General features: G+C 35.8%; 18 protein-coding genes. 4 read left to right on the forward strand and 14 right to left on the reverse strand.

The window, feature by feature from the left end; genetic code table 11:
* Both ON09_RS01925 and ON09_RS01930 read left to right on the forward strand, forming a co-directional pair.
* Nucleotides 1-362 (forward strand): sugar transferase (locus tag ON09_RS01925; protein ID WP_010599376.1); only part of this gene is annotated, 362 nt, incomplete at its 5' end.
* Between the two features lie 344 nt (nucleotides 363-706).
* Nucleotides 707-1,441: a WecB/TagA/CpsF family glycosyltransferase gene (locus ON09_RS01930; protein WP_010599377.1), complete on the forward strand. Its 735-nt coding sequence runs from the start codon at nucleotides 707-709 to the stop codon at nucleotides 1,439-1,441.
* 38 nt (nucleotides 1,442-1,479) lie between these two features.
* Here the strand turns inward: ON09_RS01930 and ON09_RS01935 are convergent, their stop codons facing one another.
* From ON09_RS01935 to ON09_RS01970, 8 genes are all read right to left on the reverse strand, one after another.
* Nucleotides 1,480-2,643: a glycosyltransferase gene (locus ON09_RS01935; RefSeq protein WP_010599378.1), complete on the reverse strand. Its 1,164-nt coding sequence runs from the start codon at nucleotides 2,641-2,643 to the stop codon at nucleotides 1,480-1,482.
* Nucleotides 2,643-3,605 (reverse strand): glycosyltransferase, encoded by a 963-nt coding sequence (locus tag ON09_RS01940; RefSeq protein ID WP_316927768.1) that lies wholly within the window; start codon nucleotides 3,603-3,605, stop codon nucleotides 2,643-2,645. The genes ON09_RS01935 and ON09_RS01940 overlap by 1 nt, the downstream gene beginning before the upstream one ends.
* A 66-nt stretch (nucleotides 3,606-3,671) precedes the next feature.
* Complete coding sequence (locus ON09_RS01945; RefSeq protein ID WP_010599380.1) at nucleotides 3,672-4,715, reverse strand: hypothetical protein; 1,044 nt, start codon at nucleotides 4,713-4,715, stop codon at nucleotides 3,672-3,674.
* An 8-nt stretch (nucleotides 4,716-4,723) separates the two neighbouring features.
* Nucleotides 4,724-5,962, reverse strand: coding sequence for an O-antigen ligase family protein (locus ON09_RS01950; protein ID WP_010599381.1), 1,239 nt, complete (start codon nucleotides 5,960-5,962; stop codon nucleotides 4,724-4,726).
* A gap of 76 nt (nucleotides 5,963-6,038) precedes the next feature.
* Nucleotides 6,039-6,800, reverse strand: coding sequence for a glycosyltransferase family 2 protein (locus ON09_RS23995; RefSeq protein ID WP_010599382.1), 762 nt, complete (start codon nucleotides 6,798-6,800; stop codon nucleotides 6,039-6,041).
* Between the two features lie 4 nt (nucleotides 6,801-6,804).
* Nucleotides 6,805-8,352 carry a lipopolysaccharide biosynthesis protein gene (locus ON09_RS01960; protein ID WP_010599383.1) on the reverse strand — a complete coding sequence of 516 codons (1,548 nt, stop codon included), beginning with the start codon at nucleotides 8,350-8,352 and terminating at the stop codon, nucleotides 6,805-6,807.
* A gap of 7 nt (nucleotides 8,353-8,359) precedes the next feature.
* Nucleotides 8,360-10,675, reverse strand: coding sequence for a GumC family protein (locus ON09_RS01965; RefSeq protein ID WP_010599384.1), 2,316 nt, complete (start codon nucleotides 10,673-10,675; stop codon nucleotides 8,360-8,362).
* Between the two features lie 189 nt (nucleotides 10,676-10,864).
* The gene (locus ON09_RS01970) at nucleotides 10,865-11,482 is read right to left on the reverse strand and encodes a polysaccharide biosynthesis/export family protein (RefSeq protein ID WP_202947102.1); all 618 of its coding nucleotides are present in this window, start codon (nucleotides 11,480-11,482) and stop codon (nucleotides 10,865-10,867) included.
* Nucleotides 11,483-11,751: 269 nt separating this feature from the next.
* On the opposite strand from ON09_RS01970, the gene ON09_RS01975 reads away from it, so the two are divergent.
* Both ON09_RS01975 and ON09_RS01980 read left to right on the forward strand, forming a co-directional pair.
* On the forward strand, nucleotides 11,752-13,251 hold the full coding sequence (locus tag ON09_RS01975; protein WP_157258806.1) for a right-handed parallel beta-helix repeat-containing protein: 1,500 nt from the start codon (nucleotides 11,752-11,754) through the stop codon (nucleotides 13,249-13,251).
* A gap of 122 nt (nucleotides 13,252-13,373) precedes the next feature.
* Nucleotides 13,374-13,826 carry an OmpA family protein gene (locus ON09_RS01980; protein ID WP_010599386.1) on the forward strand — a complete coding sequence of 151 codons (453 nt, stop codon included), beginning with the start codon at nucleotides 13,374-13,376 and terminating at the stop codon, nucleotides 13,824-13,826.
* A gap of 171 nt (nucleotides 13,827-13,997) precedes the next feature.
* Here ON09_RS01980 and ON09_RS01985 read toward each other — a convergent pair whose 3' ends face one another.
* The 6 genes from ON09_RS01985 to ON09_RS02010 form a co-directional block, all read right to left on the reverse strand.
* The gene (locus ON09_RS01985) at nucleotides 13,998-14,876 is read right to left on the reverse strand and encodes a beta-1,6-N-acetylglucosaminyltransferase (RefSeq protein WP_029204053.1); all 879 of its coding nucleotides are present in this window, start codon (nucleotides 14,874-14,876) and stop codon (nucleotides 13,998-14,000) included.
* 313 nt (nucleotides 14,877-15,189) lie between these two features.
* Nucleotides 15,190-16,533: an NAD(P)H-dependent oxidoreductase gene (locus ON09_RS01990; protein ID WP_010599388.1), complete on the reverse strand. Its 1,344-nt coding sequence runs from the start codon at nucleotides 16,531-16,533 to the stop codon at nucleotides 15,190-15,192.
* Nucleotides 16,534-16,553: 20 nt separating this feature from the next.
* Nucleotides 16,554-17,108 (reverse strand): dTDP-4-dehydrorhamnose 3,5-epimerase, encoded by a 555-nt coding sequence (rfbC, locus tag ON09_RS01995; protein WP_010599389.1) that lies wholly within the window; start codon nucleotides 17,106-17,108, stop codon nucleotides 16,554-16,556.
* A 13-nt stretch (nucleotides 17,109-17,121) separates the two neighbouring features.
* Nucleotides 17,122-18,204: an NAD-dependent epimerase/dehydratase family protein gene (locus ON09_RS02000; protein ID WP_051010152.1), complete on the reverse strand. Its 1,083-nt coding sequence runs from the start codon at nucleotides 18,202-18,204 to the stop codon at nucleotides 17,122-17,124.
* Nucleotides 18,205-18,230: 26 nt separating this feature from the next.
* Nucleotides 18,231-19,046 (reverse strand): glucose-1-phosphate cytidylyltransferase, encoded by an 816-nt coding sequence (gene rfbF / locus ON09_RS02005; RefSeq protein WP_010599391.1) that lies wholly within the window; start codon nucleotides 19,044-19,046, stop codon nucleotides 18,231-18,233.
* Nucleotides 19,047-19,470: 424 nt separating this feature from the next.
* A complete protein-coding gene (locus ON09_RS02010) occupies nucleotides 19,471-20,556 on the reverse strand; it encodes a glycosyltransferase (RefSeq protein WP_010599392.1) in 1,086 nt (361 codons plus the stop codon).
* Between the last annotated feature and the right edge of the window lie 620 nt (nucleotides 20,557-21,176).

Here is a 21,176-nt window from a genome sequence, read left to right on the forward strand (position 1 = left end):
ACGTACACACTACTAAGATAGGTGCTTTTATGCGCAAAACCAGTATCGATGAGCTACCGCAATTTTTCAATGTCTTTTTTGGAGATATGAGCGTGGTAGGACCTCGTCCACATATGCTAAAGCATACCGAAGAGTATCGGCAAATTGTAGATAAGTATATGGTGAGACAGTTTCTTAAACCTGGAATTACGGGGCAGGCACAGGTAAATGGTTTCCGTGGAGAGACAAAAGAACATGCTCAGATGCTTGGACGTGTAGAGCATGACATTGCATACATGGAAAACTGGACCTTAGTTAAAGATATGCAAATTATTATTAAGACAATCACAAATGCCCTCGGTGGGGAAGAAAATGCGTTTTAGTGATGGATTGTTAAAGTTTTTATGAGATTTAGATGGTATGGCCGAAGCTCGTAGTTCATGCTAAATAAAAACTCTGGTCAAAGCTTGTTGAAATTTTATAGATCATTATAATTCGCGTCATAAATGGTTTTTGAATAATTATTTAAGAATAAATTAAGGTTTGGTTGATTAGCATGAGCCCGATTTTAAGATACTATTTTTTACTTCAAAAGGTTGTGTTAATTGTTCTATTTTGTTGTAATTGAAAGATAATTAGCCAGTTGCGTTAAAACTGTTTGGCTAAAAAAAACGTAAATATTGTATGTGCATGGTGCAAGAAAATGTATTTCTTAATGATTTAAATTATGGGTAATTTTTTTAATCAATCCGGTAAAGGCATGCATTACAATTTGTACACCGGAACTTTGAATGAGTTATCACTTGAAAGTAAGATTGTCATCAATACCATTAATCAGTATTCCTATTGTGTGGCAAAAGAAGATGGTGAGTTTAGAGATGCGCTTATAGGCTCTGATATTTTGTTACCTGATGGAGAGGGTGTCGTACTGGCAGAGCGAATTCTTACAGGCAGAAAAATCAATAAAATTTCTGGGGCTGATCTTCATCAGCATATTTTAACTTCTTTAAATCATAAAAATGGTCGGTGCTTTTACTTAGGCGCTATAAATGAAACACTTGAAAAAATAAAGGCTCGTATTCAACACGAATTTCCAAATGTAGTTGTAGGGTATTATTCGCCGCCATTTAAGAGTGTTTTTAGTGAAGAAGACAATAATAAAATGATTGCTGCAATAAATGATTTTGGTGCTGATGCTTTGTTTATTGGATTAACAGCACCCAAACAAGAAAAGTGGTCGTGGCAATTTAAATCTCGAATAGATGCAAAGGTGATATGTGCCATTGGTGCTGTATTCGATTTTTACTCAGAGACGGTTAAACGTCCGAGCGATTTCTTTATTCGTTATAAGTTAGAATGGCTAGGCCGTTTGCTAAGTAACCCAAGAAAGATGTGGAGAAGGTATCTTTATTATGGCCCCATTTATGTTTACCACATATTTAAGCTTAAATTTGCCGCTTAGTACTCCTGAGGCTGTTCAATAATAAAAAGCTATTTAGCTTAAGTATTTTTGCTGGCCAGCGTATCAGAATAGATATGAATCAGTTGTTTCAGATTAACTTCAGGAGCATAATATTGATGATAGGAAAATAGTGCCCCTGCTGCTAAGTTTTGTTTAGCCTGGCTATCCATGTTTTCAAACTCATATAGCTTTCTTTGTAGTTCAAGCACATTCCCCGGAGAAAAGGTAAGGCCGTTTACTTGATCTTTAACAATTGATGGAATGTTACCAAGATCTGCGGCAATTACTGGTTTTGCCAAAGAGAACGCTTCAATCATTACCATTCCAAAGGTTTCATACCATTCTGAAGGGAAAATAAGTGCCTTGGACCCAACAATCATTTCCTCAATTTCAGTTTTTGAAAGATGATCGAGGTATTCGACATTAACAAAATGTGTTCCAGCTTCCGAAACAAAATCTCTTAAGGGGCCTGTTCCTGCAATTTTTAACATTTCCGGGCGATGTTCAAATGCCTTCAACAGCGTTTTAATACCTTTTTCTTCACTTAGACGACCGATGAATAGATAGTATTCTCCTGCGCTATTTACCGCTGCGGATTTTTTTTGGTTGGTAAAATTTGGCTTCAGAAATGTTTTGGTACTTGCATGTATTAAACCACTCTGCTCAAAAATTTTTCCGCTATGTTCACCTAAAAAGATCATGGCGTTTACCAATCTCCAGGTACCTATTTTTCGATGCAAATAATTCGAAATAGCAAGCCAGAAGGTTATAACTTTCGATTGCTGGTATACACCCTCCCGAACAGCAGACCATGGAAAGGATTCATCCAATGATTTCAAAAATAATTTATTTTTGAAAAACAGGCTTCCAGAAGGACACAATAGGCGGTAGTTATGAATAGTCATGACGATGGGTACCTGCATTTTTTTTGCTGCATATAATACAGATGGAGTTGCGGCATAATGGAGATTGTGAACGTGAACAATATCAGGCTTAAAAGACTTAATTTTTTTAAGCATCGTAAAATAAGAATATGGGTTAAATGGCATAAGCAATACCTTTAACAACGTAGCTGATGCGTTACTGAAATCAATAAGTTCTACTTCGTGGCCATCGCTTTGGAGCAGTGCCATTTCATTTTGAACAACAGCATCTTCCCCTCCTTGCTGTTTGTAATAGGTATGGACGATTAATATCCTCATTAGTCTGCCTTTCGTATATTATTGGTGAACTTAAGGAAATCATTCTTTAATTTACGGATTACCAAAGTAGAGAAATCATAAGGGCTTTTGATCTGTGCCTGAAGTTTCGGGCTAATAATGTTTGGAGGGCAAAATTTAAAATCACGATTGCTGCCGTCATCAATCGGGGTAATCAGGTAATTGACTCCAGAAGTATTTGTCGATTCTTCATCAAACCCAATGTTAGATACTTTTGATAATGTTGGATAAATTACTTTTAGTCGGTTTTCCGCTACATGTGTTTGCATCTGGATGTCCCAAGTTGAGATTTTGCCAGATATTTGTTTACGAAGCATCCGTATCAGATCGGCCCCCTCGGCATTAAGGCGCTTTTTGAATCCCGGGGAGGTATTCATTAGTATTTCGAGTGCCTGGTTATCCCAGATCACATTTGGAAAACGGTTGGCCCATCCGCCCCATCCGTAAGAACAGAACCGTTTATATACAATGCTGTCGTAATGATATTCACCCTTTTTAATGGGGAAAACATAAGCGGTTACACAAAATACAGTGTGATCATTTTTATAAAATTCTAATGCATCAGTTAGATATTTGATATAATTTGGGCTAACAATGAGGTCATCTTCCACAATAATAAAGCGCTCATAGTTTTCACTTAAAAAAGTTAGTCCGGTTCTGAAGTTTGGGCCGGTACTGTAATTATATTCTCTATAATGCTTAATGACCGATTTAAAGCCTTTTAGTTGATCTATATAATCTCTTACTTCTTTAATCGATTTTTGACCTGATGCATCTTTTGCCCCATCACTGAAAAAGATAATATCCAAATTGGCACACTCCGGATTTTTGAGTAAGGCTTCAATGCACCTTTTAAGTTTTGATACTCTGTTGTAGCAAAATACGCCAATGATTAAAGAATTTTCCATTTTGTAAAGTTTATGTTCAATGAAACCCTGATAAATTTTATTCTGCTCTTTCCAACAGAGATGGCAGGCCTAACCTATAGAATTAGATCATGGCTATTACAATCAGGCGCAGATCATTTTTTTTAATTTTTTCTTTGCAGCCCTATAATAACTTACCGCATAATATTTAGTAAATTTTGAAATAGTGAGTTTGGGGATACCTAATGTGCTCCTTAACATGGTGGTAAATTGTGCCTCAGAGAGACTTAAACCATAATTATTTTGGTTTAAAATCAGCAACTTGTACAAATCAGCCAATCCGAATGTTTTTTCAGATGGGAGATGCCAAATGGCAACTTCCGTGTCCTGCTCTCCCACATTCCGATAAAATACTGGATTGGTCCAGAATCGTTTCAGAAGGTCTTTACGTGGGCTGGCCATAAAGTTATTTTTATAGTAAATGTAGCTTAGTGTTTGTGCTTCCTCATTAAACTTTGGTAATCCAGCCTCATGTCTGCGTAGCAGTTCCGGCCATAAAGCCTTAAAATCATTAAATATGGTATTGACGTTTTTAACATTGGCCAGAAAAAATTCGCCGTAGTGATAACCTGGGATTTCGTCGACTTTTTTATCTGATAGTTCCTGGTAAAGTTCTTTCATGTCTTTCCTGCTCAAACCATGAATAACCAGATCAGTGCTGCAATCGTCTTCAAAAGAAATAAAGCCATTTGGGGATGCAATTTCAAAAAGCTCATCAATATTTTTTGAAAAAACGCAATCTGAATCTAATATTAAATACTGATCATTAGGGTTAATATTGTTTTTGGTAATGTATTCAAGTATGGAAAACTCGAAAAACTGGTTTTGAAACATATTAAAATATCCCTTAGGCGTTTTATAGTTAAATTCGGTATAAATGATTTCAACACCTAGCTCCTGCAATGACGCCCTGATTTCTTTTCCATCTACTACAGGAAAAACATGAGTATTGCTAAAAAGAATATGTTTTTGAGTTTTGTTAAATCGTTTGCTTGTAGCAAAAAACAGGAGTATACAACGCCAGTAAATATTTTGATGTTTTAAACCGGATGATTTTTCGCCTGTTTGGGGATAGATGCTTTCTTCTCCAATGGCATCGACACAAATCCAAGTACATATAAAATTCATATTTTTCTTTAATTATGATTAATCAATTCGATTGTTTTTTGATTTGGTTTTGGTGTTATATTAATTTGAATATTTTGAGCATTTTTTGTTTGTAAAGAAAGTTCCGTTCTTTCAAGATAGTACAGACAAATGCCAACAACTCCCCAAAAAATTAATGGTAGCACATAGCTGAATGAGAAAATTAAACCAGCAAGCGTAAAAGCAATTAAGATCCCCGACTTTTCATCAAGGTTGCGAAAGAACGCTTTAAACCCCAAGTAAAGTAGATAAAAGTACTTTAAGATTAAACCTAAAAAACCATGGTAGAATAACATCTCCATAAAACCTTCATGAAAGTGTTGTCCCGTTTTCTCTGGCCACCAGTCTACTAAAGGATTTTTCATTTCAAAGCCTTCGAATGTCCATCCAAAAAATGGACGTTCTAAAACCATTGGGAAATACACCCTTCTTTGATCTGCCCTGAATTTCCCGGTTCCATCTTCCCGGGTAGGATCCAGTATTTCACTAAATCTTTCACCAAAGAACGTTAACATATCCGGAAACAATTGGGATATCACAAAAGCTAGCAACAGAATTCCTAAAGCTGCAGAGAAAAATATTTTCAGGGTTTTTGATAAAGAGATAATTCGATTTCTTACCACAATAAAAAAATAAATTCCAAGCGAGAAAAGACTGCTTGCCCAAACAGATCTATGCTGGTGAATAACGATGACAATGACGCAAAAAAGAAACCATAAAAGTGCGCTTGTAACTCTTTCTTTTAAATATTTGTTCAAGAACCACAATAATGGCAAAATCATCATAAAGATACTACGGGCATGAATAACGCGGCTATCACCGGAAAAGGGGCCGTAATCATCCATTTCTACACTATTTAAGCTAAAAGAAAAACCACGTCCGTAAATGATCATGAAAATCACGTAAACCGCTAGATAGAATTTTGCCAGGAATTCAAGTATATCAAGGTTGTATGAACGGCATAAAGCCCGTACAAACACAATGAATATTGCAGGGAACAATATCGTATATAACGTTAATTGTTGAAATATAGTGCCATAATCGAGCAAAGATTCAAATACTAATCTAATAACGAAAAAGCTTATGACGCCCAAATAGATTTGCTCACTTTTTCTGAGTTTATGAAAACTGACCAAAAGAAGCGCATAAATTAATAAACTCATTATTTTTTCGTACAGCAAAATGATTACTGAATTAGGTAAAATCAACCACGAAAAAATATTTTCCATCAGAAAAAAGAAAAAAACAGCAAAAACAGTTCTTTTACTTCAAATTCATAATTAAATATCCTAATTACGTAACCCATTAAAATGCACTTTTTATCTTTCGAATTACTTTAGGAATGAGATGGGTCATTTGAAGCACATTAAGTACCTGATTAAGCATAACCGTTTTTACATGGTGTCTCTCGTCAATCCACTTGATAGGCCTTTCGCCTTTTAAGTACATGCTTTGAAAGATATCTTCTTTTTCGGGAATAATTTGCCTGTAAATATCTGCTTTTTTATCTACCAGTTCTTTGTTAATATAGCCAAGATGCTTTAGCCTGAAATTAGTATTGTATTTTAGCCCTTTAATGCCTTTCACATTTGGTGAATCGATAATAAGATTTTGAAAATACCCGCTAGGGTTTTCACGCCACATAATCCTATCATGCCCTGCCGAATAATTTAGACGATATAATGATCCTGCAAAATGCTCACGATCCATGAAATGAAAGCGACGGAACGCGAATTTTGTGAAGACTTTACTGTTCATCAACTCATCAAAATGTGCCCTGGTAAGTTCGGGTTCGAATATTTCATCAATATCGATCCAAAGGCACCAATCAGGTTTTCTTAACCTTACTCTTTGATATAAAAGGTTTTTATCACGTCCTTCATTGTATCCTTCTGTTTGAATGATATCTACAACTTTAGGATGGGATTTTAACTTCTCATATGTACCATCAGTTGAACCGTTGTCCAATACCACAATTTCATCTGCGATTTTTTCAAAGCATGCCAGCCATTCTTCTGCGAAAAACATGCCGTCCTTTACCCGTAACATGACTACAAATTTTGCCATTCTCTTAAGTTTTAATTGTAATTTTCTCTCTTGAAACTTTTTTAGTTATTCTTATTGGAAATAGGTTCCATAATTGTTCACGCATTTCTGAATCTTTGATGAGCACTAGTGCCAGATAAAAAATTGTAAAACCAAGGCCATTAACCAACAGGCTGATCAGCTTCATCTCTGCCGGAATGAAAAGCATCGTTAATTCATTAATTAACCACCCGACTACTATGGAAACCGGAATAATTACAACCCAATTTTTTAAAATCTTCGCAATCAAATGCTTGCTCAAATATCCGAGTTTGTTTAGCCGATAAGAAAAGAAGGTAAAATCAACCATTATACTTACCATAAGCATTACGGCTATTAAACCAATAATGCCATAAAATTTACCGGCGAAATAGAATAGGATGCCAGAAATTATGCCTTTACAAATATTGATATAGCTATTCATCTTAATGTCTCCTAAGGCATAGCCCATGTTGGCCATAAAATAACCGATTTGGGCAAAGAAAAAATTCCCGATTAATAAAAAGATAATTTTATCACCGATGTACTTGTCGTGTCCTGTCCATAAGGTAATTAGCGTATGATAATTGATGCAGAATACTAGTCCGATAAATATTGCAGCATAATAATAATATTTAAACTGGGTGCTGATCAATGATTTTATTTGTGTATCGTCTCCTTTACCTTTTGCATGCGAGATAAGGGGCATGAGGGCAACCGAATGTCTTCCAATTAACGTTTGCGACATTTGTATTGGCCTTTTATTGATTTCAAAAAGCGTTATCATTGTTGGCGCAACAAACCGAGCCAGCACAATCATATCTAAAGAGGCAGAAAATCCGCCTATAATGCGTGAAATCGATGTAAATGAAAATATCTTTACAAATTTTTTGAGATGGCTAACGTCAAAGTCTATAAAAAGCTGAAGCTTGTTTAATATAATTTTTAAAGCTGTGTAATTATAGATGTTGATATAAAGTGCCCTCAGCATGTTTGCAATCGCTATTGAAATCACACCATAGCCCAGGAATAAAAATAGGATATTTGTAGCCAGGAAAACAATGTTGCCGGAGATTGATGCGATTGCAACGTGAACAGGGTTTTGAAGTCCTTGGTTAATCCCTGAAAGGCTGAAAGACAGTAATGATAAGCCAGTAGCAATTATAGATACCATTAATGCTACTTGTAAACCGTCATATTTCGATACATCTTTATTTATGATCGTGCCAATTAACAAGTAAAATACAATACCTGCAATTATGGAAAGTGCAAAAATAGCGGAAGAAGTTAATATGCCTGATCCAATAGTTTTATTTACTTCTCCATGCATGTTCTGCCCGTAAAGCTGGGCTATTTTTTGCTGGAGAACATCACCTACACCCGGATCGGCAAGCGTCATCCATGCCAGTATGTTGCCAGTAGCCAGCCAAAGTCCAAGGGTTCCACTATCTATTTTATGTAGATATAGTGGCAATAAAATGAATGCATTGATGATATTCGTTATTACGTAACCATACTGAAAGATGAAATTCCACTTTAGTATTTTCTTGTTCATTTAATCGTTATTCTATTAATTTCTGATCATAACTTCCGCCATAAACCATTCCCGTTCCATAGCCATAACCATAGTTGTTTTTACCGTAACCACGTTGAGATACTGCATTAAATACAATTGCTGGATTTGGCAGGTTATTTAATTTGATGTTATCGTCAATACGTTCAATGAAGACTTTTGGTGTATATGCATGACGTATCACAAAAAGGGTGGCATCACACATTGGGGCAATAGAGTACGCATCAGAAACAGGGCCAATAGGAGGAACATCAATAATAAGATAATCAAACTCCTCCGCCAGGTTTGAGAACAGTTCTTCTACCTTCCCATTTAAAATCAATTCTGCAGGGTCAACCGGTAGTTTTCCTGTTAGAAAAAGGGAAAGATTTTCATTGACAATTGAATTGCTGAAAATATCTTCCATTGATGCCTTACCTTGTAAATATTCTGAAATTCCAGTACGCTGTTTAACGCCAAATTTATGGTGAAGTGATGGGTTGTTCAAGTCGAAATCCAATAAGGCAACTCTTTTGCCTGTCATGGCCAAGGATACAGCTAAGTTAGATGCTACAAAACTTTTACCTTCCCCTGAAATAGCAGACGTAATCATTAATCGTTTGTTTTGCTTACCCATACCAATATAGTGCAAGGTAGTTCTAAGGCTCCTGAACTGTTCAGCAATTAAAGTGCGTTGGTTACTGCCAATAACAATTTGCTTTGCAGATGAATTGGTACTAATCTCTGCAATAACCGGTAGTTTTGTTAATGATTGTATTTCATGCTGGAACATCACATTTCGTCTCATTTTGTCTTTTGCAGTCACAAAAGCAATTCCTAATATACCCGCCCCAAAGATGGCTGCAAGGTAGATCATTTTTCTCTTCGGGCTTACCGGAAACTCTGATGATTCTGCCTGGCTAACAATTTGGCTGTCAGATCCATTGGCGATATAGGATAGTGCTGTTTCTTCTTTTTTCTGAAGCAGAAAAGTATAAATGCCACTTTTAATCTGTTGTTGCCTTTGGATATCTACTAAATTGCGCTCCGTTTCCGGCATGGATTGCAAGGCTGAAGAATACGTACTTGTGGTACCTGAAAGATTATTTCTGCTGGCAGAAAGACTATTCCGCTGATTACGGAGGTTTTGTAGGATTTGAGGTTTAATTTTATTAATTTGATCATTATACGCTACCATTGCAGGATTATTTTCGCCTGTTGTTTTTCTTAAACTTTCCGCATTTAACTGTAGCTCGTAGATGTCCTTGACCATTTGAGTAAGTCCCGGATCATTTATGCCGGCCGTTGAAGGAACAATTCCACCAGTGAGATCTCTCGAACGGACATAATTTTCTACTTGATCGAGTACAGATAATTGCATGTTGATTTCGCCAATTTTTTGATCGTTTATACTTACATTTTCCAGGTATAACTTACCTTGCGTACCTACATCGATTGCTCCGTTATTGGATTTATATTTTTGCAATTTATTTTCAATATCAAGCAATTCCTTTTCAACGGTCATTAACCGACTATTGATAAAATTTTGCGTGTTCGCTGCAAGAAGATTGTATTGATCAATGGCGTGTTTGTTGTAAACCAACAATACCCCATTCAAAATATCCTCGGCACGTTTAGGGTTTTCATCTAAAATTGATACCACCAAAATTGTAGAAAGTTTGTTGGCCTCTGCCACTTTTAGTCCGCCAGCTATTTTAGATGCAACTTTAGATGGCGAGGTAAGTGTAAAAGCAAACTTAGATTGATCAGATGGTCTGGCACTAATATTTTTACGAAACATTAAAGTTCCATATGGCATCTGATGCCACTTATCGAAGGCATATGTTTTATGATCTATCAGGATCCCTGAATGAGAGTAAGTAAATTCAATTTTTGATTTGGTCGGTTTAATTCCTTTGGGATCAAGTGCTGCTATTTTTACCGGAGCATCTTCGTACATTATTCTACTTGCAAGAAAACTATTTTGGTATACGCTGGCATATAAGGATAAATCGGCCACCACCTGATTAATGATTGGGCTAGATACAATTACTTCCCTTTCATTGTCAACACTTTTCTTTTTAGAAAGGGTTGATGACATTGGATCTTGAATACTAGTTTCTTCTGCGCCCTTTCTTTCATTAATGAGAATTTTCGCTTCAGCACTGAACAGTTGTGGTGTGACTTGAAGATATACCCAGGCGCCTGCTAACGACACCACTAGCAATACTAAAAACAAGGGCCAGTATGGAAGTAACTTAAATATGAAATGCCCTCCGGCATCTTTATTGCCTGAAGTTTCATCTGTTTTTCTAATAATGTTCATAATTATCTTGCTATACGATCAATAATAATTGCTCCAAATGATAGAGCACTTAATAAAATAGGGATAAGAGTAGAGCTGCGGGTAGAACTGGAAACTTTTGCTTTGTTCGCTTCCACATAAACAATATCATTTGATTTAAGATAATAATAGTCAGAGCTAAAAATTTCGCTAGAATTAAGATTTATTCTTTTAATTTTTTTTGATACCATCTTCTTCTCTTACTATCATTACATTATCTTTCCTTCCATAAATGGTAATGTCTCCAGCTTGCCCAAGGGCTTCAAGAAGCGAAATTTTTTCATTTGGAACATTCACTACAGATGGTCTGGCTACTTCTCCTAAAACAGAAACTTTGAAGTTTAGTTGGCGGACTATTACGATAGGATCTACAAGTAGTTTTTTATCTACTAATTCCTTTGTAATTTTTTCGCGAATCTCATTTGTAGAGAGGCCACTGATTTTCATTTGGCCTAAAATTGGAAACTGGATATTCCCATCATTATTTACTAAATATCCAGGAGATTGAAGCGTTGCTCCGTTTACGCCTGAAGTACTTACAAAGGAATTGTTTGGTTTGTTAAAAACCTCTGTAGCAGCAGGGTTAAGACTGGTTACAGCAATGCTGAGAATATCATTTGGTTGTACTAAATTTTTTGATGACAGATTGCTTGCTTTTAGCACTGCATCCTGTTGATCAATAAAATAAACTGTTTTTTTTGAGCTTGCGCATGAACTCAAGTATAAGATCACAAATAATAATAATATCCTAAATAAGATATTACTAACTCCGAAAATTTTTCCTGTCATTTTCCTAAATTTTTAATTAATAATTTGTTTAAAATCAAATACTTAGAAAAAAGTCGTAACTTTAATCTAGGGATTTAACAAATTAAATGACGGGACATGTATAATGGTATACGTTCTTTTTACTGAGTTAGTTTTCCCACGCAAAAATATATCGTTCCATTTCTCAATTTGCTCTTAAACAAATTGTTCATAAAGTTAATAAAAATATGTCCCGGATTTTTATAATTTTTTGGTTCGGCTTGTGCCTATTCAATTGCACAAAACCAGAATTGCATCCTCAAAAGACCTTAAAAATAGGTTCTAACACGCTAGAGGATAGATTTCAGTCTTATGGTCTCAATGGCGATGGTCTAGGCGATGATACAAAAGGGCTACAGAAATTAGTTAATGATTCAGCAGTGATTTATCTGAAGGCAGGCATTTATCTGATTTCCGAAACCATCATATTACCTTCAAGAGTACAGCTTATTGGGCAGGAAGGCACCATTATTATTGCCAGCCGGGCCATGCGGAATACGCTTCTTTATAATGGCCGCTTTTTCTCTGCTTCATCAAGTGATCATGTTCTGATCAAAAATGTGCAGTTCAAAAGTGAAAGTCTTGATTTTAAATTCAGTAAGTGGAACAACGCATGCATATTTATCTTAAATAGTAAAGATGTTGTGGTAGAGAATTGTTTCTTTAATTTTAAATTACCATATTCCGTTATTGGAATGGAAGCTGTCTGGGTAAGCGGTGGTCAGTCAAAACGAAACATTATCCGAAAAAACAATATCTATTCTTTGGGTATTAAATATGCGGAAAATGGTGCAGATTCTACCATTGTGGAACAAAACATCATTAATCATTCTTATTCAAATGCAATAACCGGTAATGGTAATAATAGTGAAGACGAAATTCTAGGTGCTCAAATTACGAATAATTTAATTTCAGAAGCTGGAAGAATGGGAATTGAAGACTGGGGCAATACCGTAGGAACGATCATTGATGGAAACCAATTGGCCGGCACAGGAATAGATGTTGCTCAGGCACTTGAAGGAATTGGAATTTCTGCTGTTGGAGTCAATACTGTGGTTAAGAATAATGAAGTTACGGATAGCAGAGTTTATGCCATCGAAGTCAGAGGAAATTATGGTGTTGAAGTGTCGAATAATGTTTTACGCAATAATCCTTTGGCTACAGGAATCATCTTGAATTTCACCTTTGATGCGCCTAAAATAAACTTAGCCGCCGCTAACGTGGATAAAAATTTAATTGAAAATTGTGAGAAAGGTATTCATATTTTTGGTGATTACCAAAGCAAGGTTTCTATTAACAATAATAAATTTCATGATATTATTTCAAAGGCCATTTCCCTAGAATCCGGAGCCCTATATTACGAAATCCGAATCTCCTTTAACCAGTTTATCTTCGATAAGAAGACCGCTATTGACCGATTCGCATTTTTTAGTTATACAAAATACAAATCAGGAGAAGCTAAACAAATGGTCTGGACTTCTGATAATCGTATTGAATATGGAGCGGGTACAGCTAATGGAACTGGAATGGACTTCGGATTTATTATTCGGACAGATAATACTACAATTAACAAGTTATTTGTAAAGGGAAACAATAATCGGAATGTTGCAGATAGGAAGATCTTAGCCATAAGTGATCTGGGTGGTAGGCCCGATCGCTGTATTATCACAAATAATGAAATTTATGGTGCTATAACGGAATTGAGTGGTTTTACAAATCTTATTCAATATAACAATACTGTTAAAGAATAGTAGAAATATTCCATATTGTTTACACATTTTGTTATTAGGTTTACAACATCACAACTGTTAGTGCTAAATGAAACTTTATCATTATCAAATAGTTAGATTTATCTACAATAAATTAAATTATTATGAAAAAGAAATTCTTTGGTACTCTGATTATGCTGTTTTTATTTGTCAGCGTTAATGCAGATGGAGACATTAGCAAAGCTAAAAACAAAAACAAATATGACGCTAAAACATTAGCCGAATTAACTAGAAATCTGGAATATGATTTTGATAAGCCTGCAGTAAGATCTGCCTATTTCAAAAAGCTTGATGATTTAGCAAGTGCGGTAAAGAGTGAAAACTATGTTGTTTCTTTGAGAGGACATGCTGACGGCATTGGTGCCTATAAATACAACTGGGTGCTTTCTGACAAACGTGCTTTAAGTGTTAAAGATTATCTGGTAAGTAAAGGTGTTAAATCTGATCGTATTGTTACCACGCCCTTTGGGAGTACAGTACCAATAGCGTCCAATAAAACGGAATCTGGAAGACAAAAAAACAGAAGGGTTGAAATTTCACTTAAAAAAGTTTCATAGGCTTTTTTATATGATGTATGCTTTAAATCCACTAGAGTAATTGTTTAGGTTTGAAAAGCCTATATTGCCTTAGTGGATTTTTAAAACCATTCTGATTTAAGCTATTGGACTAAGTTGATATGTACTGTCAATTGCAGAAATTGCTTTTAGACTGATTTACAATAACCATATCTAAGGATCAATAGATGACTTTCTTAAAAGATCACTATCAATTTTGTCAAGAATTAAACTATCAATCGTATCATCAAATTTTCTGGCAAATAAATGTTTTGAGACTGCTATTTTTTCAAAATCGGCAATGCTGAATAGTTTCGGATGAGCACTTTCAGGTGTTTCCCAAATCATAAAATGCTGGTTAGCATTGCTTATCCTGGAATGAAGTGTTTCATTTTTTGAATTGCCAATAATCATATGTATAAATACTTCATCGGCAACAAAAGTATCTTTGTGAAATTTTAAATACTCCGGGTGGTTTTCATGAAAGTTTAAAATATATTTTGCGGCCTCCATATCCAAAACCATCCAGGCTGAACCGGCGTAGCCAATCATTTGCAATGGCTTTTTTCTTCTAAAAACTTTAACATAGCTGGCCATTAAATTGAGTGCTCTTGATGATATTCTCTCGTGCCACCTATCACCGAAATAGTATTTATCTATTCTATAAAGTCCTCCGCGATCTGCTCCTGGCCACCGTTCAAAGTCTGGAAGAGGGGTAAAATCAATATATATCGAACTTGGTGATTCAGATAATACTTTATTAATCGTCTTATTACTTTTGATGGGATAATCTTGTCCGCTCAGCACAATAATTCTATCAAATACAAAATCATGTGTTTGGGTTTTTTTTAATCCGGCTAAAAGTGGCATTACAATTCCATATCTACCCCAACGAGCATTGTAGCGCTGTAGATAAGTTAAGTTATCAAGGTTGTTGAGTTCTTCAAAAGTGCTTAGGTCAGCTTTACTATCGATGTGAATAAAAAAGTGTGATGATCCATCGTTTAATCTTGTGACTAATCTGAACAGCTGTCTTGGGTTTTTGTGGGCCATTATTAAGTAGGCTTTCGTCATAAAGGAGTATCAGCTATGATGTAATTAGATTCGGAATTTGTCTATTAATTTTGTCTCAATTTTAACTAATAATAGCTTGGTTTGCAGTAATTACATTTTTCAGAACAATTCTTGTTACTGCGTAAGCCTTTTAGTATTACTTTATTCACACCCCCGTTATTTGGCTATCTATCAACACCGGTTCTTCTAAATCTATGGTCGTGTTAATTGAAATAATGTGCTTTAATAAGGATAAGCCGCGTTCGTTACTCGTCTTCAGCTTATCCATCACTATTATACCTGTTTTTAAAAATTAGATTGAATCCACAACTACATCTGTCTGTATTGCACTCATTTTTGAGGCAATATTAAAAAACTCCACTTGTTCTTTTCGCAACTGATCAATCAATCGACCTTCTGGAAGAATAACATCATCGTACGTTAATACCTGGTCTTTGGTTATATTGCGTTTTAGGATACAGTTTTCTGCAATTCCTATCGGCAGTAAATTTTCCATCTGGGTAATATCGGCATTCTCACAGAGGCCATATGTCATAAATTCACCAATGCCGTCTAATATCTCGCCCGCTTTTAAATCAATTTTGGCTGTTGCTACCACTTCCACGTATGGTTTATCTAATGGCGTTAATGCTGCATCGTTAAACAGTACTGCTCTCGCTACAGTTTGCGGAACTTCAAAATGGCAAAGATGGTACGGAGTGTAAAAAAGATAGAGCGGACCTTCTCCCAGTTTGTAGAGGTTCAGATAATGCTGCTGAATAGGATCGTCATGCGTACCCAGAACGAAAACTCCTGGAGAAGGCTCAGCACCAACAATGTAATCAACAACACCTGGGCCATTTGTAAGTTCTTCAAGAGGATATTTTTCTAAAACATCTTTAAGAGGTGTTCCGGAAGGTACGGTGGGCCCAATCATGCCTCGTTTAGCAACACGCATACCTGTACCATTAGCTACAATTGCCTGTTCAAATGAAATCTTACTTCCATCTGCAAAAGAAGTTACCATTACTGGATTTTGACCCCATTTTTCGGCAAAGCCTTTTTGGGTTTCAGGGTTACGATATGGATCGTGTAATCCCTTTATGTTTCCGATTAATACTGGTTTAACACCAAGGGTTTTAACAAATCGAAATAAATTCATCATCACTCCTGGTTGATCTCCATCTGCATTTGTTACAATGACTCCTGCCTTGTCTGCATATACTTTTAAAATCGGGCCAACTGTGCCATCCAATTCAGCGTCCATTAAAATAATATGTTTTTTATTTTCTATAGCGCACATGGCTACTTTTGCAGCATATTCAACGGCTCCGGTAACCTCAATTATTGCATCTATTCCAGCTGCTTTACAAAGTAAGGTAGGGTCTGTAGTTACACTGTATAATCCGTTCAGGATATTTTTATCCAGTTGCGCTGTAGATACTACCTCTTGGCTTTCTTCAATTCCTGCTTGATTGTATGCAAACTTTGCCTTATCCAGGTTACGGTTTGCTATGGCAACTAATTCCATGCCTGGTACATATTTGCATATTTGCAACGCTATACCCTTACCCATGAAGCCAGCTCCTACTAAGCCAACTTTAATGGATTTATTTTGAGCCGCTAGCTTTGCCAGGGCATTATCAACAATGATCATATTGAGTTATTTAGATTTGATTATCCATTTTTGGTTTCATTTATACCTTCACTCATCAGTGCGTGGGATTGGTCTTTGGCCGATATCACTTGCGGTTCAATTGGCCAATGAATGTCAAAAGCCGAGTCATCCCAACGAAAACACTGCTCGAATCCCGGTGTATAAAACTGAGTTACTTGATAAGTCACATCAGTATGATCTTCCAAAGTTATAAAGCCATGTGCAAACCCTTCAGGTACATAGAGCATTCGATAGTTGTCGGCAGTAAGATCAACTCCAATCCATTGTTTATAAGTTTCAGAGTTTTCACGCATATCAACAATTACATCATAGATAGCGCCACGCGTACATCTTACTAATTTTGTTTCTTCGAAGGGTGCTTTTTGCATATGCAATCCCCTCAGCGTACCCTTCTTAATGTTGTAGCTGATGTTAGTTTGTACTGCATTGGTATTAAGGTTGAATGCTTTGAATTCGTCGCTACAATATGATCTTGAAAAAAAGCCTCTATCATCCTGCATCGGGCTTATATCGATAATATAGGCTCCTTTTAATTTAGTTTCGGTAAAGTTCATTATGAGATTACTATTAATTAATTGATTCAGTTTCTTCAACCTGAGCGAACTTAAAGGTCCATTCTAAGTCTTCATTGATGAGATTTTTTTCCTGCAGGGCATTGAGAATCCTCAATCGCATGAATGGAGAATTATGGAAGTTAATGTTGTCAAATTCCATCCCAATCAAGCCATTGTAAAGTTCTTTTATAGTGTCGTTAAGATTGCAAACTGGCTGAGCATCTGGAGCAAGCGATTCGAATAATGAAAAGTCTACCTTGTAAGATCGTTCATCAGGAGTAGCATTTTCATTGAGATCAATTTTTACACCTGGAATAGCTAACGATACTGCTTTTGCTAAGTCAATTACTTGATAATTCCAACGACTACTTCCAGCATTAATGGCCAAAAATTGGTTGCCGCCTAATGCTTTCCTGGAAATAGCCCAATTGATTGCTCTTGCCATATCTTTGATATGAATTAAAGGTCTCCAAGGGCTTCCATCACTTAGTATTTTAATTTTTCCACTACTTACTGCGCCGGCCACAAAATCATTTAAAACCAGATCGAGGCGAAGGCGGGTACTCATACCACATGCAGTGGCAAATCTCAAACAGGTTATGGTAAAGTATTCGTTGGCAAGCTCTTCAAGGTCTCGTTCGGCGTAAACTTTTGATTTAGCATAAGCCGTTAGTGGATTGAGCCGAGATTGTTCGGTTTTTGCTTCACCATCGGCTTTTCCATACATACTGCAGCTTGAAGCAAATACAAAAGACTTTGCTCCTGCTTTTTTTGCCAATTGTGCAATATTGATCGCAGATTTATAATTGATATCATAGGTTACCTGCTCATAACGATTGCCCATAGCATCATTCGAAATAGCGGCGAGATAAATCACTTTATCTACACCATTAAGAACTTCCGGGTCAAAAAACCTTACATCTCCAAATATTTGCTGATTGAGTTGGTTTTCCGGAAGAAATGGACTGTGTGTGAGTGAAGAAGCAAAATAACCCATGTCATAGCCAATCAGTGTAGCTTGGGGATGGTTTCTACGAAGATTTGCGGTAACTTCCGGGCCTATGTAGCCCATGTTTCCTGTGATTAGTATTTTCATCAACGAATGTGATTTATTAAGAGCGATTAAAAGATAATTTTGTTTATTGCGATATTGTGCATCAACGATTCCCAATGCCATGGCGCATTTCCATGTTGCCAAAGATCTTCTAAATAGGTCTTATCTCTTAGGGTATCCATTGGTTGCCAAAAGCCCGTATGTTTATATGCGTTCAATTGACCATCTTTAGCCAGATTTTCCATTGCTTCTTTCTCCCATACCGAATTATCATCTTCGATATAATTGAATACTTCAGGCTCGAGAATAAAAAAACCACCATTTATCCAAGGCATTTCAGATCCATCAGGTTTTTCTTGAAATGAATGTACTGTATTTTCGCCTTCACCAAGATTAAAAACACCAAATCGGCCTGGTTGCTGAACGGCAGTTAAGGTTGCATGTTTTCCGCTTGCATGGTGAGCGGCAATGCATTTTGTAATGTCTACGTCGCTTAAACCATCACCGTATGTCATACAAAATGTTTCATTATCAAGATACTTTTCCACTCTTTTTAATCTTCCTCCCGTCATGGAGTTATGACCAGTATTTACCAGTGTAACGTTCCAAGGCTCGGTTTCATTCTTATGAATTTCCATGGAATTTGTTTTCATATTGAAAGTTACATCAGAATTGTTTAAACAATAATTGGCAAAATATTCTTTGATTACATGTCCCTTATAACCACAGCAAACAACAAAATCATTAATTCCGTGGCATGAGTAGATTTTCATAATGTGCCATAGAATTGGTTTGCCACCAATTTCAACCATAGGCTTTGGCCTAATGCCACTTTCTTCGCTGATTCGGGTTCCTAACCCACCAGCCATAATAACTGCTTTCATAAATTTATTTTTCTTAATTCTTAGTTAATCGCTCTCACGCTAAACTTACCAAATGGGCAAACAGTGCAGCAATGCTTATTTTCAAATTGTTATGCTGCGCTGAGAAATCGGCTTATTATATTATTAGTTAGAACCACCTTTTTTAACAGATAATAAGAAAGGATAAATGAGTGATACTGACTGGCTTCGTGAACATTAGAGCGCAGCACTAAATTATCCTATATCTGAGGGTAGGACAATAGCCCTTTTAGACTATCTCATCAAGATTGATAAATGTTCAGGGGCAAATACACCTTTTCTGCCAATGTACGATGTGGGATGTTTAGGCACATCAAAGCAATTTGCTGTAGTCTTTTATAGCAAAAGGAAGGATTATATTATTAACCGTTAGACTTTGTTTCTAAAACTTAAGTAATATGTTACGCTAGGGGTTCGTAATATTTAGATTAACATTTCTTTTTGCCACATCATTTAGGCATTTAGCAACTGTATAAGATAATATGTCTGAGTTGCATTTCTCATCAATAAATATTCGTGCCTTTTTTCCCATTTCATGGCAAATTTCCGGATTTTGTGAAATGTAATCAACAGCTTTTTTCCATGCGTTTGAGTTGCCATAGGGAACTTTGATACCTATGCCTTCTTTCTCTACATCAATTGGGAAATAAGGGTTGTCGGAAGTAATTACTGCTTTTCCTAAGGCCATGGCTTCTAATAAAGAGGTAAGCCCAACGGTATAATTATGTTCATGGCAGGAAATTACGGCACACTTGCTTTTATATACTTCCTGAGATAAAAATCGGTTAAGGTTGGGTTTATTTTCGATAATATAAACCTCTACATTTTTATACTTATCTCCATAATCCAGTAAAAGTTTTTCGTTGTTCATTTTGCCATGTTGCTTGGTTGTATAAATTCTAAGTATACTATTTTCTAAACCTGCAAAACCCTGAATTAACGTAGGAAAATCTCTGTTTTCTCTGCCAGTAGAGCAGAAGTAATGACTGTTGTTATCAATATTGGTTTCAGCAATAATTCGGTCGAAATATTCTGTATCAGGACCCCAATGCATCTGTACCAACTTATTCTTTGAGGTACTTTTATGAGACAGTGTTTTTTGAATGTGGAGTTCGCTGAACATAATAAATTTATCAAATCCGCTATAATAGAATTTAAGAAACAAACTTTTGATCGGATTAGTGGAAGCTTTTAAGGCTCGATGTTGCCAGACTACAATAGGTTTGTTGAATAAGCATAATGCCCTCAGGAACACTAGTAATTCCAATCCATGTGGCGTAGATCCGTAAATGATATCATATGATTCATCTAAGAATAGTATTCTAAAAGCAAGTTTAATAGCAAGAAATATGCGATTTCCTATAGTGGCATCTTCAATGAAGGATACATTAATATCGAATTTTTCAAGATCCAGTACTCCATAAAAAAAGTGTCGAGGTACTGCGGCAGCATCTGTACGTTTCAGAAAACGATGGTAGAATAGCACATTCATAGTTTAAACTTAACTTTCAACATTAGTCGTATTAACATTCGATTATCAATTTCTAATTGATAATCATTTAAAGGAAATCTCTTTAATTCTACTTAAAATGATAGTACAATTAATTAAGATTTCTGCTCTCATAGATCGCCCCTATAAGTCATTCTAATTATTCTTGATGAAGTTGTGCCAGCTAAATACTTGTATGTAAAACAATCTTAATCATAGCTTAATCCATATTTTTTTGTAAAACTTACAGGTCATAGATAATGATACCCTTGAAGCCTGGAAAAATAGATCGATCGTAGTTTTTAAAGGATAGGGGAATTAAATCAATGGAGCTGCGTTCTTAACATTAAAATTAGATAAGACAAATATATGTTAAAACCCGACGCTGCAAAAATATATTTTCTTCTTGCTCCTGTATGAGAACGAATTGAAATTTTTAGCTGTGTAGAATTGTAATCATCCAAATTTACAATATTTTCATCACCTAGTCGGAAATCGAATTGTGATAATCATTATTTAAACATCAATAAAGGCAATTAGAATGGTGTTTTATTAACTTCTTAAAGTTTTTATTGCCAGCCTTTCACTCATACCAATATTAAAATAAAATTGACATATGGTGT

The sequence above is a fragment of the Pedobacter agri PB92 genome (genome assembly GCF_000258495.1).
Lineage (GTDB): Bacteria > Bacteroidota > Bacteroidia > Sphingobacteriales > Sphingobacteriaceae > Pedobacter > Pedobacter agri.

Coding starts and splice junctions, on each gene's coding strand:
- ON09_RS01930 (WP_010599377.1), top strand. CDS start 707: ATGGGTAATTTTTTTAATCAATCCGGTAAAGGCATGCATTACAATTTG.
- ON09_RS01935 (WP_010599378.1), bottom strand. CDS start 2,643: ATGAGGATATTAATCGTCCATACCTATTACAAACAGCAAGGAGGGGAA.
- ON09_RS01945 (WP_010599380.1), bottom strand. CDS start 4,715: ATGAATTTTATATGTACTTGGATTTGTGTCGATGCCATTGGAGAAGAA.
- ON09_RS01950 (WP_010599381.1), bottom strand. CDS start 5,962: ATGGAAAATATTTTTTCGTGGTTGATTTTACCTAATTCAGTAATCATT.
- ON09_RS23995 (WP_010599382.1), bottom strand. CDS start 6,800: ATGGCAAAATTTGTAGTCATGTTACGGGTAAAGGACGGCATGTTTTTC.
- ON09_RS01960 (WP_010599383.1), bottom strand. CDS start 8,352: ATGAACAAGAAAATACTAAAGTGGAATTTCATCTTTCAGTATGGTTAC.
- ON09_RS01965 (WP_010599384.1), bottom strand. CDS start 10,675: ATGAACATTATTAGAAAAACAGATGAAACTTCAGGCAATAAAGATGCC.
- ON09_RS01970 (WP_202947102.1), bottom strand. CDS start 11,482: ATGACAGGAAAAATTTTCGGAGTTAGTAATATCTTATTTAGGATATTA.
- ON09_RS01980 (WP_010599386.1), top strand. CDS start 13,374: ATGAAAAAGAAATTCTTTGGTACTCTGATTATGCTGTTTTTATTTGTC.
- ON09_RS01985 (WP_029204053.1), bottom strand. CDS start 14,876: ATGGCCCACAAAAACCCAAGACAGCTGTTCAGATTAGTCACAAGATTA.
- ON09_RS01990 (WP_010599388.1), bottom strand. CDS start 16,533: ATGATCATTGTTGATAATGCCCTGGCAAAGCTAGCGGCTCAAAATAAA.
- rfbC (WP_010599389.1), bottom strand. CDS start 17,108: ATGAACTTTACCGAAACTAAATTAAAAGGAGCCTATATTATCGATATA.
- ON09_RS02000 (WP_051010152.1), bottom strand. CDS start 18,204: ATGAAAATACTAATCACAGGAAACATGGGCTACATAGGCCCGGAAGTT.
- rfbF (WP_010599391.1), bottom strand. CDS start 19,046: ATGAAAGCAGTTATTATGGCTGGTGGGTTAGGAACCCGAATCAGCGAA.
- ON09_RS02010 (WP_010599392.1), bottom strand. CDS start 20,556: ATGAATGTGCTATTCTACCATCGTTTTCTGAAACGTACAGATGCTGCC.